Raw genomic sequence first — 15,325 nt, 5'->3', positions numbered from 1 at the left:
CTACAGCCTGCACCCTCATCAAAGAATATGTGCGAGGCGCTCGGAGGCCTTTCCCAGCCGCAGAGAAACTCTTCCGAGAACCCACTTCAGCAGATCGCAGGCAAAATTCGCCTCTTCTTCACAAATCTTCACCCAGGCATCCCTGGAAAGTAGCGCAATATACGTCTCCTCTACCGCAACAGCTCCGGCAGTGTGAGTATCCAGCCCGGTAAGCAGCCTCTCTCCGAGAGGCGCTCCAGGATCAAGCAGAGCTATAATTTGGGTTTTCCCTTCAAACCCCGTCTGCTGTTTGATACCAACCCTCCCGGAAATAATGAATCCCAGACCTTCCACCACATCTCCACAATCGAAAATTTTCTCTCCGGCAGTAAAATGCTGCTCCTGCAATACAGAGATAAAAGATTTCGACCCTTTGAGAAAGGGCAGTGAAGATAAATCAAATCCGGAAATGCTCACTTTTTTTCCTCTTCATAGGAGGCAATCTTCTCTTCAATAGCCTTGACCAGACCCGAATATTCATCAGTGCGCAGAATAGAGCGAAACTGTTCCTGATAGTTTCTAATCAGACTGACACCCTCAATGTTGACATCGTACACCATCCACGTCCCGCTCCTCTTGCTCAGGATATAGTATATGGGAAAAGATTGCTGCCCGTCGCTCACCTCGGTTGAAACCTGCGCCCGGTCGCCATTTATCCGTTCACCGTTATACTTCACGGTATACTTTCCTGCCTGCTTCTCTTCATCCTCAAAGCGCCCGATGTAAACATTTTCCAGCAGCTTCGTCATCAGGCCGACGAAGTGAGTGCGTTCCTTTTCATCAAGCCCGAGCCATGGTCTGCCGAGGACCCGTTTTGACATCTCGCGAAAATCAAAACCTTTTTTCACCTCTTCCATGATCTTTGCACGGCGCTCCACCTTATGTTCCGCACCCTGCATCTCCGAGCTCTGAATAATCCCGGTCAATTGATCAAGAATCGGTCTCATTGTCCCTTCCGGATCGTCAGCGGCCATCACCACACCCGCAGAGAAAAGCAGCACAGCCAGTATTACACATTTCATTTTCATAAAGGTACCTTGAAACAGCTTATATTTCGTTCATATTCGAGGAACAAAAGGAAATTTACCGCAGGCATAAATTTGAGTTCCCTGCAGCAGTTACTTCGCACTGCCAAAAGCAAATTTACTAATCAGTCCCTCAATATCCACTGAGGATTCTGTATCAAAAATAACTCCACCCGGCTTGAGCAGTTGTTCATCTCCACCGGGGCTCAACGCAATATATTTCCCGCCGATAATCCCCTGCGTTTTTACCGAAGCCATGGAGTCAACCGAAATTTGAACACTGCTGTCAAGGCGCAACACCAGTCTCGCTGCGGCATTCTCATTCAATTCAATCGCTGATACATCTCCGACGACCACGCCGGCAACCTGAACAGTCGCCCCCTGCTTCACCCCTGAGACGTTGTCAAAAATGGCTTTTATCTCATAGGTCTTATCGCCGTTGAACGAACCCGAACCAAACCCGAAGCTGCTGATCAGTTCCTCAATATCCAGTGCTGATTTTGTTTCTTGAATTTTGTCTCCGTCATGAAGCTCTTTTGCAGATTCTCCAAGGGCAAGTTGAACATATTTATCCCCGATAATTCCCTGTGATTTGACCAGGGCGGCGGTATCGGCGGGAATCTTCACCCCATTTTTAATCCGCAGCAGCAGTTCAGCCCTCTGCCCTCCGCTGAGGTTCACACTGACCACCTCTCCGACATCTACGCCAGATATCTGCACGGATGCCCCCTTTTTTACGCCGGAGACATTATTAAACACGGCATTGAGGGTATAATTTTTATTACCGGTCAGAAAAGGCACTTCTCCGAGTTGGAAGGCAAGCCAGCAAAAGGCTGCAAAACCAAGAACCACAAAGAGGCCAACCATCGTTTCTAACAATCCTTTTCTCATAATGTTCCCGTTTCCACATTGCGACTCTGGTAAATCTCGCCCATCGTCGTTTTGACAAACTCTTGAATTTCCGCTTTTTCAGACCACTGAATAGACTCTGGGCTGTCAAAAGCATCCACCCCTCCATGATTGAGGAGAATCACATGGTCAGCAAGATTAAACACCTTGGGGATATCGTGACTGACAATAACAGAGGTAAACCCATACTGCTGTTGTGTACGCGCAAAAAGGTGATAAATTTCTCCTGTCATCACCGGATCCAGTCCGGTAGTAGGTTCATCAAAAAGCATAATGGAAGGTGTGAGCATCATCGCTCTCGCCAGCCCCACACGCTTTTTCATTCCGCCGCTGAGCTGAGCAGGATATTTCAACTCGTGTCCTGCCAGATCAAACTGCGCAAGCATTTCTATCACCTGAGAGTGAATCTCTTTTTCGCTTTTTCTGGTTCGCTCACGTAATGGCATGGCCACATTCTCAAATACGGTCAACGAATCAAAAAGAGCCGAACTCTGAAAGAGAACTCCGAAGCGGGTCCGCAACTGATTTAATTTCCGACCACGAATAGCGGTGATATCTTCTCCATCAACAAGAATAGACCCGGAGTCTGCATCAAGAAGACGCAGGACCAGCTTCAGGGTTACACTTTTCCCCTGCCCGCTTCCCCCCGCAATAACAGTCGTCTTCCCGGCCGGGATGGTAAAGCTGATATTATTCAGGACATGCTGCAGTGAACCGTCCTTGCGCTTGAAACTCTTACATATATTGACAAATTCTATGGCACTTTCACTCATAATTTCCCCTCAGAGCAAGACTGCGGTCAGGAGATAATCGAAGACCAGTACAGAGATGGAGGAAAGAACCACCGCCTGAGTCGTCATTCGGCTCACCGATTCTGCACCAAATCCGGCACCGCGAATCTGCTGCACGAAAAATCCACGACCACAGCAGATCCACACGACAAGGCCGGCAAAGACGAATGATTTCACAACCCCCAGCCAGATGTCATGATTCGTAACACTGCTGCGCATCCCCTCGTAATATGCTCCGGGGCTCACTCCCATCATGCTCACCCCGGCGAGGTAACCACCAAAGATTCCCACCACATCAAAAAGCGCGGTGAGCAGCGGGATGGAAATCAATGCCGCAAGGAATTTAGGGGTAATAAGATAGCGATAGGGATCAACCGCCATGCACTGCAGAGCATCAATCTGCTCTGAGATCCGCATGATCCCGAGCTCAGCAGACATTGCCGAGCCAGCCCGGCCTGCCACCATCAATGCCGTAAGCACAGGCCCAAGTTCCATAATAATAGAAAGCGAGACGGCTGAACCGAGAAAACCGTCGGCACCGAAGCGATTAAGTGAGTAGTAGCCCTGCAGCCCCAGCACCATTCCGGTGGAAAGCGCAGTGAAAAAAATAACCACTATCGACCCTGAGCCAATGAAATTGATCTGCCTGAGCAGTTCTGAGAAACGAAATGGGCGTTTGAAAATACCGAGGACTGACTGAAAAAAGAAGTTCGTCATCCAGCCAAGATCCTCAAGTATATAGAGGCCTGTATCGCCGAGTCGCGCCAGTGGATTAGACATATGATCTATACAACCTCCAGAGCCGGGGAAATAGATGGAACCAGCTTCGATCCCGGAAAAATCTGCAGAAAGAAATTGCCGACAACAATGAAATCAGAAAAGAGACTTCCCCTTTCAAGGTGCAGACAATACAAGCCGCAAATCTAAAGCGAAACTGGCCGGAAGTCAATACAGGGGACCATGCCATGCGCAATCTTTGTGAAATTCCCCGCTTCGGGAATAAGACTTGTCTTTTCATCAACGGTGTGGCTTTTTAGATGTTCAACTTCTACGAACGAAAGGGTTCCTGAAGATAAATGTACGTAACCAACAGCTTGATTACAGAACCAGCCTGGAACTCATGAGAGCACTCAAAACCATTATCGACAACAACGAAGACCTGGCACAGCTCATGGAATACGCCAGGACCATGGACGCCGTGGCACTGGACACTGAATTTCTCTGGGAACGAACATTTTTTCCCCGTCTCGGCCTTATTCAGCTTGGTCTTTCCGACGAGGCCTGCTTTCTTATCGACCCGCTGGCCATCACCGACCTCTCCCCCCTGGGCGACCTGCTCGCCGACAAGAGAGTGGTGAAGATTTTCCATGATGCATCCCAGGATATGAGTATTCTCGTCCAGGCCACGGGTGCGACACCGTGCAACATCTTTGACACCCGTCTCGCTGCAGGTTTTGCCGGTTTTCCAGCCACTCTTTCACTTTGCAATCTCGTGGAGAGTCTGCTCAACATCCATCTCGACAAAACCGAAACCCGCACCAACTGGCTCAAACGTCCGCTCACAGAGAAACAGGTATACTACGCTCAGGATGACGTCCGTTATCTGCGCGCAGTGCGAGTACTTCTGTTTTCCCGCATTGCTGAACCCGCAGTGAAAAAATGGCTGGTAGAGGAGATGGAACTTCTTGACCATCCGAAAAACTACAATACCTTTCTGCGCACCGACCGCAGCAAAAAGATTAAAGCCGGACGTCATCTGCTCCCAAAAGCCCGTGAAGTTCTACGCCGTCTTGCCGAGTGGCGGGAAGAAACCGCCGAGACCCTTGACCGCCCGCGCGGCCATATTCTCCAAGATAATATTCTGTGCGATATCTGCAATACCCTGCCCGTATCCCGCAGTGAGTTGAAAGAGCGAACTGCCATCTCCGACAAGGCCTGCCAGCATTACGGCGATGAACTTATTGCTCTGCTGGCGAAATGGCGGACGGAAGGTGAACCGTCTCTTCCCGGTGAAAAACGGCCGAAAAAGATGAATCGGCAGGAAGAGAAAATGCTGGTGGAACTGCACGACTATATTGATACCACCGGTGAGACTCTCGGAGTCGCGCCCGGCCTGCTCGGAAACAACGGAGAGATAAAGACATTAACGCGTTTTCTCTGCAGTAAAAAAGACAATAAGAATACAGCTCTGCGCCAGCAACAGGGCTGGCGCAGAGAATTTCTGACGGACTTCTTCCGTTTAGTTCAGTGAAGTAACCCGCCTGATTTTCAAGAATGCGATAGCAGCCAGGCCGGATAAAATCCTTGTCATTATATTTACCAATGACCTTTTTTATTTTTACAATTTCCCCACGCCGACAGTCCCTGCTCTCAGCAAAGTGCTCATAAGAAGAGAAACAGGTCAAAAGTTTACTCTTTTTCGTTTACCGGCACCTGATCAAGCAGCATATCCATCGGCTCAATCAACTCGAAGCCCAGATCCATCAATTTACGCTTGACGGTTGCCACATTACAGGTCAGCAGATAGGGGAAAAGAGCCCGGTGGTCTTCATCCCAGTAACGGGCCACCAACACACTCCCGAGACTGATATTCTCCTCGGTAATCACATCCACCACCTTCTTCATCTGCCCCGGCTTCTCCTCTACAACCACGCAGAGCAACGTTCCCGGCTCTTCGATATTGAGCAGGTTGATAAAAGCCTTGAGAATATCGCGGATAGCGATAATCCCCAGCAGATGTCCCTCTTCATCCACCACCGGAAAAGCACCGACCTTTTTATGATACATTATCAACAGCGCATCCTGCAGAGTATGCACCACGCTGATGGTAATCGGATCAGGGGTCATGATATCGGAGATTATATGCTCAGCAATCTCCTTACACACCTCAGGTTCTACTCCCTCTTCAAACAGAAGAGAGGGCATGGCATCACGAATATCCCGGTCAGTAACAATACCAACCAGCCTGCCGTCTTCCACCACCGGCATGTGCCGAATCTGCTTCTCTATCATCAACCGGCGCGTCCCGAGAATCGTATCCTGCGGGCTGACCACAACCAGTTCTGTTACCATTTTATCTCTGACAAACATGTTCCACCTCCATACGCAGGAAACCTCTTCTCATTTTTCCAGTCCGGCAAGAATTCGCAGATGACTCTCTACAAGGCGGGGTAATGTCAGCGGATTATACCCCCCCTCAAGAACCGAAATAACCCGACCACCGGTGCAGCACTCCGCCAGCTCTACTACCGTTCTCGACAGAAAATCGAAACCCTCTGCCGTTAACTGGATATCTGCCATGAGATCATCTGCATGGGCATCAAACCCCATGGCAACCAGGAGAAACTCGGGTTGAAAGGCCTTCACCTTTGGCTTGATCCGCATCTCCACTGCCTTGCGATACTCCTTATCGCCACGCCCCGGCAGCACCGGCACGTTAAAGGTAAAGCCCTCCCCCTCCCCCTTCCCTTCCTCAAAATCACGTCCCGTCCCGGGCCAGGCAAAGGACGGATGTTCATGCAAAGAACAGTAAAGAACGGTGGGATCTTCCTCAAAGATATGTTGAATTCCGTTGCCATGATGAACATCAAAATCAATGATTGCCACTTTCTCTATGCCATGCTGCAGCTGCAGGTAACGGGCGGCAATGGCAACGTTGTTGAAATAGCAGAAGCCCATCGATTTATCTCTTTCGGCGTGATGTCCCGGCGGCCGGAGCGCGCAGAAAACCCGGTCGAGCCGGCCGGATACCACAGCATCTACTGCCTCCAGCACCCCACCCGCAGAGAGCAGCGCGGCATCATAGCTGTCACGGCAAATAACGTTGTCGGTATGCTCAAAGTCCGGCAGTCCATAGAGGCAGGCGTCTTCAAATTTGCGAATATAATGGATATTGTGTACAGCCTCAATCCAGCGCTGGTTTGCCGGCTGCGCCTCTATCGGTACCAGCTGCGCAGCCAGTCCGCTCTCCTTGAGCCAGGCATAGACAGCACGCAACCGACTCGCCGACTCGGGATGATGGTCACCGGTATCGTGAAGCAGGCAGCGCTCATCACAGACAAGACCTGTTTTTCCCGTTTCATTCATAACTTCAGCCAAGGTTCACGATCACTCGACCGCGCTGACCTCCCTTCAATATAAGGTCAATCTGGTCATCAAGACCTTCAAGGGTTACTTCGTGGCTCAGGTCTTCAAGGCCTTCCAGCTTCCACAGGCCGGCCAGTCTCTCCCAGACCTTAAGCCGCCGCTCCATGGAGCAGTTCTGGGAATCGATCCCCACAAGGGTTACCCCGCGAAGGATAAAAGGAAAAACGTTGAGAGGAAGATCTGGAGAGGCAACATTCCCACAACAGGTAACTACTCCCATCGGTGCAGTGGCCTTGATGGCGGCGGTGAGCATCTCTCCGCCCACACAGTCAATAACCCCGGCCCAGCGGGGTTTCATCAGCGGACGGTCATTCCCGGCAGTCACATCTTCTCTTGAGCAGATGTTATAAGCACCAAGTCCGCGCAGATATTCCGCAGCCTCCGCCTTGCCTGTAACCGCTGTCACCCGATAGCCAAGCTTTGCGAGCAGTGCCACCGCGACGGAACCAACCCCGCCGGTTGCTCCGGTAACAAGAACTTCTCTCTCTCCGGCTGCTTCAGGTGAAAGACGTTCGTTGAGGGCATAGACCGACAATCCGGCGGTAAACCCGGCAGTACCATAAATCATTGCCTCTTTCGCGGTAAGTCCTGCGGGCCTTTGAACAACCCAGCCGGACGGAACACGCACGTATTCGGCAAAACCACCGTCGGTATTCATGCCGAGATCATAACTGGTCACAAGCACACGATCACCCGGTTTGAAATGCTCGTCACTGCTCTGCACGACTTCTCCGGCACAGTCAATTCCCGGCGTATGCGGAAAGTGCCTCGTCACGCCGTGATTACCGGTAGCGGAAAGTGCATCTTTATAATTAAGGGAGGACCAGATAACCCGAATCAAAACGTCCCCATCGGGCAGATCACTGATATTACGTTCTTCAACAGCACGTGTAAATGTACCACCTTCGCTTTCACGAACCACCAGTGCTTTAAAAGTATTGACAGTCATATCTTTCTCCTTGAGAGTTATTCGGAGTATCCAACCCATCCCCGAGATGATAAAAATATGTTACACGAGAGAAAAATTTACTTCATCCTTATTTTTTTCACTCCCCTGCCTGCTCTGCCCTGATATTTCCTCTTTTTATTTCCTTCCGAAAGACTCTCTTTATTGGTTTGTACGACAATATTTTCGATGTTCTGAAGAAGCAGAAGTCGCTCCTTTTGTGCTTGACTTCTCTCTTGAGAAGATTAAATTCGACACATTTTACGCAGAGATAAACATTCGTGTTTATTCAACTCTTTTTTTTGCAGGAGATATTTATGTCTGAGGAAAAGCGCCAGCAGCTGCTGGAAAAACGCCAGGAGATAGAACTGGGGGGAGGCCTTAAACGTATTGAGACCCAGCATGCCAAGGGAAAGCTTACCGCCCGAGAACGGCTCTATCTCCTCTTCGATGAGGGAACTTTCGTTGAAATGGACGCTTTTGTCCGCGCCCGCCACAGTGACGGCCGCAAATATCAGGCGGAGTCAGTTGTTACCGGCTATGGTCAGATCTACGGTCGTATCGTCTATGCCCACAGCCAGGATTTCACTATCACCGGCGGCTCCCTCGGTGAAATGCATTCCGCCAAAATATGTTCCGCCATGGATGCCGCTGCCAAGATTGGTGCTCCCATCGTCGGCCTCAACGACTCTGGCGGGGCGCGGATTCAGGAAGCAGTGGACGCGCTCAACGGCTACGGCAATATCTTCTACAAGCATGCTTCCTACTCTGGAGTAATCCCACAGATCACCGCCATTCTCGGACCCTGTGCCGGTGGTGCAGTATATTCTCCGGCTCTTACCGACTTTATTTTCATGGTGGACGGCACATCCCAGATGTTCATCACCGGACCACAGGTTATTAAAACGGTGACCGGCGAAGAGATCAGTGCCGAAAACCTCGGCGGCGCCATGCTTCACAACAGCGTCAGTGGCAATGCCCATTTCTATATGCCAAACGAACAGGAGTGCATTAACTCCATCCGTGAACTTCTTCAATATCTGCCCCCCAACAATCTGGCACGAGCGCCACGTTTTGAGGTAAGCGGAAATATCAACGCCCGGGTAGAAGCACTCAACGACATCATACCCGCCAATATCAACAAAGCGTATGACATGATGGAGATCATCTATCAGCTGGTGGATGACCAGGCCTTCATCCCTTATATGAATTTCTACGCCTGCAATATTATCACCGGCTTTTGCCGCATCAACGGTGCCTCCGTGGGAATTGTCGCCAACCAGCCAAATGTCATGGCCGGCTGCCTTGACATGAACGCCTCCGACAAGGCCGCACGCTTCATCCGCACCTGCGACGCCTTTAATATTCCGCTGCTCACCCTCGTTGATGTCCCCGGTTTCCTGCCAGGCACCTCTCAGGAGCACAACGGGATTATCCGCCACGGTGCGAAAATGCTCTATGCCTTCTCCGAGGCGACGGTCCCCAAGGTTTCTATCATCGTACGCAAGGCATACGGCGGAGCCTATATTGCCATGTGCTCCAAATCCCTCGGTGCTGACCTTGTTTTTGCATGGCCGTCGGCTGAGGTTGCAGTCATGGGACCGGAAGGTGCGGTAAATATTGTATACAAACATGAGATTGCCAAAGCCAAAGACAAAGAAGCCACCCGGGCGAAACTGCTCGCTGAATATCGCACGAAATTCGGTTCTCCGTATCAGGCTGCTGAACGCGGCTATGTCGACGATGTTATTGAGCCGGCAATTACCCGCCTGAGAATCATCGATGCCTTCAATATGCTTGAAGGCAAGAGCCAGCAGCATCCCCGTAAAAAACACTGCAACCTGCCGCTGTAAGGAGAAACATCATGGATTTAAAGACACTGATGGAGATATTCTCCGACCCTTCCAGGATAGAGGCTCTCAGCGCAGGCGACAAACTGAACGCCTCTCTGATCACCACCGTTGTGGGCATGGGTATCACCTTTACGGCTCTCATCATCCTTCTCTTTGCCATCTCTCTGATGAATCGGGTGCTGGCAAAGAAGCCAGAGGCAGAGCCCTCTGTCTCCACACAAATCACCGGCAGCGTTTCTGCTGATGAAGAGATGGATGAAGTAGTTGCAGCCATCACCGCCGCCATTGACCTCTATATCCGACCGAGCCACAACAACAAGGTGATTATCCGTAACATCCGCAGGGTACAGGACTTTAACCCGCGCTGGTCTCAGGCAGGCCTTATTGATCAGCTTGAGCGACGTCTGTAACCCGCCACTGAAACAGAACATCTCTTTTACATTTAAAAAATACAGCTTCAGGAAAAAACAATGAGAACTTTCAGCGTCAAGGTAAACGGTAAAGAGTACGAAGTAGAGATTGAAGAGACCGGCAATTTCCCCGGTGCAGTTCCCGTCGCACCGGTCCCCGCAGCCTCTCCGCATCAGGCTGCACAACCCGCTGTTGCTCCCAGACCGACGGCGGCATCCGCCATGGTCAATAACTCCGCTGACGGCCGTATCGTTGCGCCAATGCCGGGGACCGTACTCAGCATAAACTGTGAAAACGGACAGGCCGTAAAAAAAGGAGATGTTCTGCTGATGCTCGAAGCCATGAAAATGGAAAATGAGATCCAGGCACCCGCCGATGGTAAAGTTGCCGAAGTGAAAGTAGTGAAAGGACAATCCGTCGATGCTGGAGAAATTTTAGTTCAGCTCACCGCTTGACAGAGAGGTGAAATCATGCTGGAAATATTAAAGAATTTTTTACTGGATACAGGCGTTGCCGGACTCAATTACGGCTCGGTGATCATGATCGCCATTGCCTGCCTCCTCTTCTATCTCGCCATCGTCAAAAAGTTCGAACCACTGCTTCTGGTGCCCATTGCTTTCGGCGTCCTGCTCACCAATCTGCCTGGTGCCAATCTGATGGCCGAGCCGGTAATGCACATCAAAGAGGTGATCCAGGGGGGGATAACCACCCACGTTATTGAGACACTGGAACCGGGAGGACTCCTCTGGTATCTCTTCCAGGGAGACCACCTCGGGATCTTCCCGCCGATCATCTTCATGGGGGTTGGAGCAATGACCGACTTCGGCCCGCTGATTGCGAATCCCAAATCACTGCTGCTTGGCGCCGCGGCCCAGTTTGGCATCTTTATTACCTTTATCGGTGCCATTGCCTCCGGACTCTTCACCGCACAGCAGGCAGCATCCATCGGTATCATCGGTGGGGCTGACGGCCCGACGGCCATCTTCCTCAGCTCTCGACTGGCTCCTGAAATGCTCGGCCCCATCGCCATTGCAGCCTATAGTTATATGGCGCTGGTACCGATTATTCAGCCGCCCATCATGCGCCTGCTGACCACAAAGAAGGAACGGGTCATCAAAATGAGTCAGCTGCGCGAGGTAAGTAAGAAAGAAAAGATTATCTTTCCCATTGTTGTCACTATTTTGGTAACCCTGATGGTGCCGGCATCTGCCTCCCTGATCGGGATGCTGATGCTCGGCAACCTTTTCCGTGAATGCGGCGTTACCGCCCGTCTTGAAGATACGGCGAAAAATGCGCTGATCAATATTGTCACCATTTTCCTCGGAACTACCGTTGGTGCCACTGCCACCGCAGAGCATTTCCTCATTCCAGAAACGCTGGCAATCCTCACACTCGGCGTTGTCGCCTTTGCCATCGGCACTGCCTCAGGCGTACTGCTCGCCAAAGCCATGAACAGATGGTTTAATATGAACATCAACCCGCTCATCGGCTCAGCTGGTGTTTCCGCTGTTCCAATGGCCGCCCGCGTTTCTCAGGTGGAAGGTCAGAAAGCGGATCCGGGCAATTTTTTGCTGATGCACGCCATGGGTCCCAACGTGGCCGGTGTCATCGGCTCTGCCGTTTCAGCAGGTGTTTTGCTGTCCATGTTCAGCAACTGATTCCCTCCATTTTTCGGGTCTCTCTTCAATAGAGAGACCCGTCTCTTTTTTTCTTTTCCTTCCTCTCTTTACCATTTGTTTGTTTTGCTTGAATGTGTATATTCTTTCATGTATCATATTCACTTGTGATTCAGACAGTATTTTCTTATGAGACATTCTCGGCGTTCGTCGACACCAGATTTCGACCTCTTTTACAGCCGTATTTTCGGCTTTCATGGAGGTGTGAACCCTGCACCTCCAGACCATCAATGACAGCAGTCACCTCAGGAGGAGATTCATGGAAATTCTCAAAATTGACCATCTTGGCATCGCAGTCCCCGGTATTGATGAGGGCAACAAGTTTTGGAGCGAGATCCTTGGCCTGAAAATGGCAGGAAAGGAAACCGTTGAGAGCCAAAAAGTAACCACCGCCTTTCTCCCCATCGGCCAGAGCGAAATTGAATTGCTTGAATCCACCGCTCCCGACGGTCCCATCGCCAAATTTATTGAAAAAAAAGGTGCAGGTTTTCAGCACGTTGCGTTCCAGGTTGCCGATATTAAGGCAGCTCTGGCAGAGCTGAAAGAAAAAGGTGTGAAACTGATCGACGAAACTCCCCGTGGTGGCGCAGGTGGAGCTCAGATAGCTTTTCTGCATCCCAAAGCTACCGGTGGTATTCTTGTTGAACTCTGCCAGCGTGACTGACAGGGCCCTTGAATAAGTCAAGACTTTTTGAAAGATTTTCTCTGCTCTCCAAAAGAGCAGAGAATCAAAGCAGCTTTCTAAAGTTGTAGATTTATTTAACAGTATTGACAGAAGGGAAAACGGTTAAAAGCCGTTGCGGGCCCGCCGCTGTAATCGGGGACCGACACTGCAAAATGCCACTGATTTGAAATATTTAAATTGGGAAGGTGCAGTGAAGGGAGAATCCGAGAGCCAGAAAACCCTGTCTATACTGGTGTATTGTAATGTGCAGACGGCGTGGACTCCGAGCATACTTTTGAGAAACTCATCACTGCCTGTTGAGTGACGAATTACACAATTTAACATGTAAGGAGTTTAAAATGGCACAACATCCGAATTACCCCACATGGAAAGAACTCGCTGAAAAACAAATGAAGGGCAAACCCGTTGAATCTCTTGACTGGGATACCCCGGAAGGAATCAAGGTAAAACCCCTTTATACGCAGGAAGATCTTGAGGGAATGGAAGATGTAAACTCCCTCCCAGGCACAGCCCCCTATATGCGCGGACCCATGGCAAGCATGTATGCAGGCCGCCCCTGGACCATCCGTCAGTACGCCGGATTCTCCACAGCAAAAGAATCTAATGACTTCTACCGCAAAGCACTCGCCGGCGGTCAAAAAGGTCTTTCCGTAGCTTTTGACCTCGCCACTCACCGCGGTTATGACTCCGACCATCCACGGGTCTCCGGAGATATCGGAAAAGCCGGTGTAGCCATTGACTCTGTTGAGGATATGAAGATCCTCTTTGATGGTATTCCGCTGGACAAGATGTCCGTCTCCATGACCATGAACGGTGCTGTTCTGCCGATTCTCGCTGGCTATATCGTTGCCGCCGAAGAGCAGGGTGTGAAGCACGAACAGCTCCTGGGTACCATTCAGAATGATATCCTCAAGGAATACCTTACCCGTAACACCTATATTTATCCGCCGACTCCCTCCATGCGGATTGTTTCTGATATCATGTCGTTCTGCTCCAAAGAGATGCCGAAATACAACACCATCTCCATTTCCGGTTATCACATCATGGAAGCCGGTGCCAACAGCGTGCTTCAGACTGCCTTTACCCTCGCTGACGGTCTTGAGTATGTGAAAACCGCACTCGCCTCCGGCATGGACATTGATACCTTCGCGCCGCGTCTTTCTTTCTTCTTCGGTATCGGCATGAACTTCTTCATGGATATTGCCATGTTGCGTGCCGCACGGGTACTCTGGTACCGCAATATGCAGCAGTTTAATCCGAAGAACCCGAAATCATCCATGCTGCGGACTCACTGTCAGACCTCCGGCTGGTCGCTCACAGCGCAGGATCCCTACAACAACATTATTAGAACTACTCTCGAAGCAATGTCCGCCACACTCGGCGGCACCCAGTCTCTGCACACCAACTCCTTTGACGAGGCCATCGGCCTGCCCACCGAGTTCTCTGCACGGATTGCTCGAAACACTCAGATTGTTATCCAGGAAGAGTCTCAAATCTGCCATGTAGTTGATCCTCTCGGTGGTTCCTACTACGTTGAAGGCCTTACCAACTCAATCGTTGAGGAAGCACAAAAGATCATTGATGAAGTTGCTGAACTTGGCGGCATGGCAAAGGCCATTGAGTCAGGGATGCCGAAAATGCGGATTGAAGAGTCTGCTGCCCGTAAACAGGCACGGATCGACCGCGGTCAAGACGTTATTGTCGGTGTCAATAAATACACCCTTAAAGATGAAAAAATTGACTTTGACGTACGCGAAGTTCCGAGCACTGTTCGCGACGAACAAATTGCCCGTCTGGTAGAAATTAAAGCGAGCCGCGATCAGGCTGTTGTCGATAAAGCACTGGCGGATCTTAAAACTGCCGCTGAAAACGACGGCAACCTCTTGGAAGCAGCCCTTCCCGCAGTGCGCGCCCGCGCAACCGTAGGAGAAATTTCTGACGTTATGGAATCTGTATTTGGACGTTTTGTAGCCACTACCAGTGTCATCTCCGGCGCATATTCCTCTGAATTCGGTGCCGACACTGATGCCATTTCCACACTGCAGAAACGCACCAGCGATTTTCTTGCAACAAATGGTCGTCGTCCGCGAATACTCATCACCAAGATGGGTCAGGATGGACATGACCGCGGATTCAAGGTCGTTGCTTCCGCCTATGCCGACCTCGGTTTCGACGTCGATATCAGTCCGATGTTCCAAACACCGGAAGAAGCGGCCAAAATGGCCATTGAGAACGATGTGCATGTTGTAGGTGCATCCTCTCTTGCAGCTGGCCATAAATCGTTGATTCCGGCACTGATTGAAGAACTCAAGAAAGCAGGCGGAGATGATATTATTGTTGTTGCCGGTGGGGTTATCCCGCCTGCTGACTATCAATTCCTCTATGATGCCGGCGTTCAAGGTATCTTCGGCCCAGGTACTCCGATCCCTGAATCAGCAACGAAAACCATTGATCTGATCGAAGGGAAATAAATTGCTTCACAGTGCGCAGCGGTTTTCCGCTGCGCACTGATTTATTGGAGGTCTGACGGTTCTCTGGGATCTGCCAGACCTTTTTTTATGGGTCCCTTGAATAATCTTGTATTTCGTTCATATTCAAGGCACAGGAGAAAATTTACCGGAGCTATATGTCTGATATTGCGAGGATAAATTTTTGACTGTAACGAAGAAGATGGGCGAAAGACTGATTATTCAAAGTTCCCTTATGCTAAGAGATGAAAAAAAGAGCATTCAGGCTCTGGACATTACAGGAATCTGTAATGTGGAATATCCGATATTCCTGCTCCCGAAGGCTGAGAACTCTTCACGATGTTGTTTTCATGTTCCATGCGCCAGCTGCACCTCT

General features: G+C 50.4%; 15 protein-coding genes and 1 riboswitch. Of the genes, 7 read left to right on the top strand and 8 right to left on the bottom strand.

The window, feature by feature from the left end; all coding sequences use genetic code 11:
• Positions 1–18 precede the first annotated feature (18 nt).
• The 5 genes from JWG39_RS02295 to JWG39_RS02275 form a co-directional block, all read right to left on the bottom strand.
• Positions 19–456, bottom strand: a complete 438-nt coding sequence (locus JWG39_RS02295) for a cyclic nucleotide-binding domain-containing protein (RefSeq protein WP_205217737.1) — start codon at positions 454–456, stop codon at positions 19–21.
• Complete coding sequence (locus JWG39_RS02290; protein WP_205217736.1) at positions 453–1,067, bottom strand: MlaC/ttg2D family ABC transporter substrate-binding protein; 615 nt, start codon at positions 1,065–1,067, stop codon at positions 453–455. The genes JWG39_RS02295 and JWG39_RS02290 overlap by 4 nt, the downstream gene beginning before the upstream one ends.
• Before the next feature lie 90 nt (positions 1,068–1,157).
• The gene (gene mlaD / locus JWG39_RS02285; RefSeq protein WP_205217735.1) at positions 1,158–1,955 is read right to left on the bottom strand and encodes an outer membrane lipid asymmetry maintenance protein MlaD; all 798 of its coding nucleotides are present in this window, start codon (positions 1,953–1,955) and stop codon (positions 1,158–1,160) included.
• A complete protein-coding gene (locus tag JWG39_RS02280; protein ID WP_205217734.1) occupies positions 1,952–2,746 on the bottom strand; it encodes an ABC transporter ATP-binding protein in 795 nt (264 codons plus the stop codon). Before JWG39_RS02280 ends, mlaD begins: the two co-directional genes overlap by 4 nt.
• A gap of 9 nt (positions 2,747–2,755) precedes the next feature.
• A complete protein-coding gene (locus JWG39_RS02275; RefSeq protein WP_205217733.1) occupies positions 2,756–3,544 on the bottom strand; it encodes an MlaE family ABC transporter permease in 789 nt (262 codons plus the stop codon).
• 340 nt (positions 3,545–3,884) lie between these two features.
• Here JWG39_RS02275 and rnd point away from each other — a divergent pair, with 340 nt between their 5' ends.
• Entirely contained in the window at positions 3,885–5,015 is a 1,131-nt protein-coding gene (rnd, locus tag JWG39_RS02270) for a ribonuclease D (protein WP_205217732.1), read from the top strand.
• Between the two features lie 158 nt (positions 5,016–5,173).
• On the opposite strand, the gene JWG39_RS02265 is transcribed toward rnd, so the two are convergent.
• The 3 genes from JWG39_RS02265 to JWG39_RS02255 are packed head-to-tail and all read right to left on the bottom strand — an operon-like array spanning position 5,174 to position 7,859.
• Positions 5,174–5,854 (bottom strand): CBS and ACT domain-containing protein, encoded by a 681-nt coding sequence (locus JWG39_RS02265; RefSeq protein WP_205217731.1) that lies wholly within the window; start codon positions 5,852–5,854, stop codon positions 5,174–5,176.
• 30 nt (positions 5,855–5,884) lie between these two features.
• Entirely contained in the window at positions 5,885–6,850 is a 966-nt protein-coding gene (locus JWG39_RS02260; protein ID WP_205217730.1) for a histone deacetylase family protein, read from the bottom strand.
• Positions 6,851–6,854: 4 nt separating this feature from the next.
• The gene (locus JWG39_RS02255) at positions 6,855–7,859 is read right to left on the bottom strand and encodes a YhdH/YhfP family quinone oxidoreductase (protein ID WP_205217729.1); all 1,005 of its coding nucleotides are present in this window, start codon (positions 7,857–7,859) and stop codon (positions 6,855–6,857) included.
• A gap of 314 nt (positions 7,860–8,173) precedes the next feature.
• On the opposite strand from JWG39_RS02255, the gene JWG39_RS02250 reads away from it, so the two are divergent.
• The 6 genes from JWG39_RS02250 to scpA all read left to right on the top strand — a co-directional run bounded on the left by JWG39_RS02250 (position 8,174) and on the right by scpA (position 14,952).
• Positions 8,174–9,709 carry an acyl-CoA carboxylase subunit beta gene (locus tag JWG39_RS02250; protein ID WP_205217728.1) on the top strand — a complete coding sequence of 512 codons (1,536 nt, stop codon included), beginning with the start codon at positions 8,174–8,176 and terminating at the stop codon, positions 9,707–9,709.
• 11 nt (positions 9,710–9,720) lie between these two features.
• Positions 9,721–10,119 (top strand): OadG family protein, encoded by a 399-nt coding sequence (locus JWG39_RS02245; RefSeq protein ID WP_205217727.1) that lies wholly within the window; start codon positions 9,721–9,723, stop codon positions 10,117–10,119.
• A 60-nt stretch (positions 10,120–10,179) separates the two neighbouring features.
• Positions 10,180–10,575 (top strand): biotin/lipoyl-containing protein, encoded by a 396-nt coding sequence (locus JWG39_RS02240; RefSeq protein WP_205217726.1) that lies wholly within the window; start codon positions 10,180–10,182, stop codon positions 10,573–10,575.
• Between the two features lie 15 nt (positions 10,576–10,590).
• Positions 10,591–11,778 (top strand): sodium ion-translocating decarboxylase subunit beta, encoded by a 1,188-nt coding sequence (locus tag JWG39_RS02235; RefSeq protein WP_205217725.1) that lies wholly within the window; start codon positions 10,591–10,593, stop codon positions 11,776–11,778.
• A 277-nt stretch (positions 11,779–12,055) separates the two neighbouring features.
• Complete coding sequence (mce, locus tag JWG39_RS02230; RefSeq protein WP_205217724.1) at positions 12,056–12,460, top strand: methylmalonyl-CoA epimerase; 405 nt, start codon at positions 12,056–12,058, stop codon at positions 12,458–12,460.
• Between the two features lie 70 nt (positions 12,461–12,530).
• Positions 12,531–12,723: riboswitch (cobalamin riboswitch) on the top strand.
• 96 nt (positions 12,724–12,819) lie between these two features.
• On the top strand, positions 12,820–14,952 hold the full coding sequence (gene scpA, locus JWG39_RS02225) for a methylmalonyl-CoA mutase (RefSeq protein ID WP_205217723.1): 2,133 nt from the start codon (positions 12,820–12,822) through the stop codon (positions 14,950–14,952).
• Positions 14,953–15,325 lie beyond the last annotated feature (373 nt).

Source organism: Desulforhopalus vacuolatus (genome assembly GCF_016918505.1).
GTDB classification, from domain to species: domain Bacteria; phylum Desulfobacterota; class Desulfobulbia; order Desulfobulbales; family Desulfocapsaceae; genus Desulforhopalus; species Desulforhopalus vacuolatus.
The sequence above is the reverse complement of the archived record's forward strand: the minus strand, read 5'-3'. Positions and strand labels throughout refer to the sequence as shown.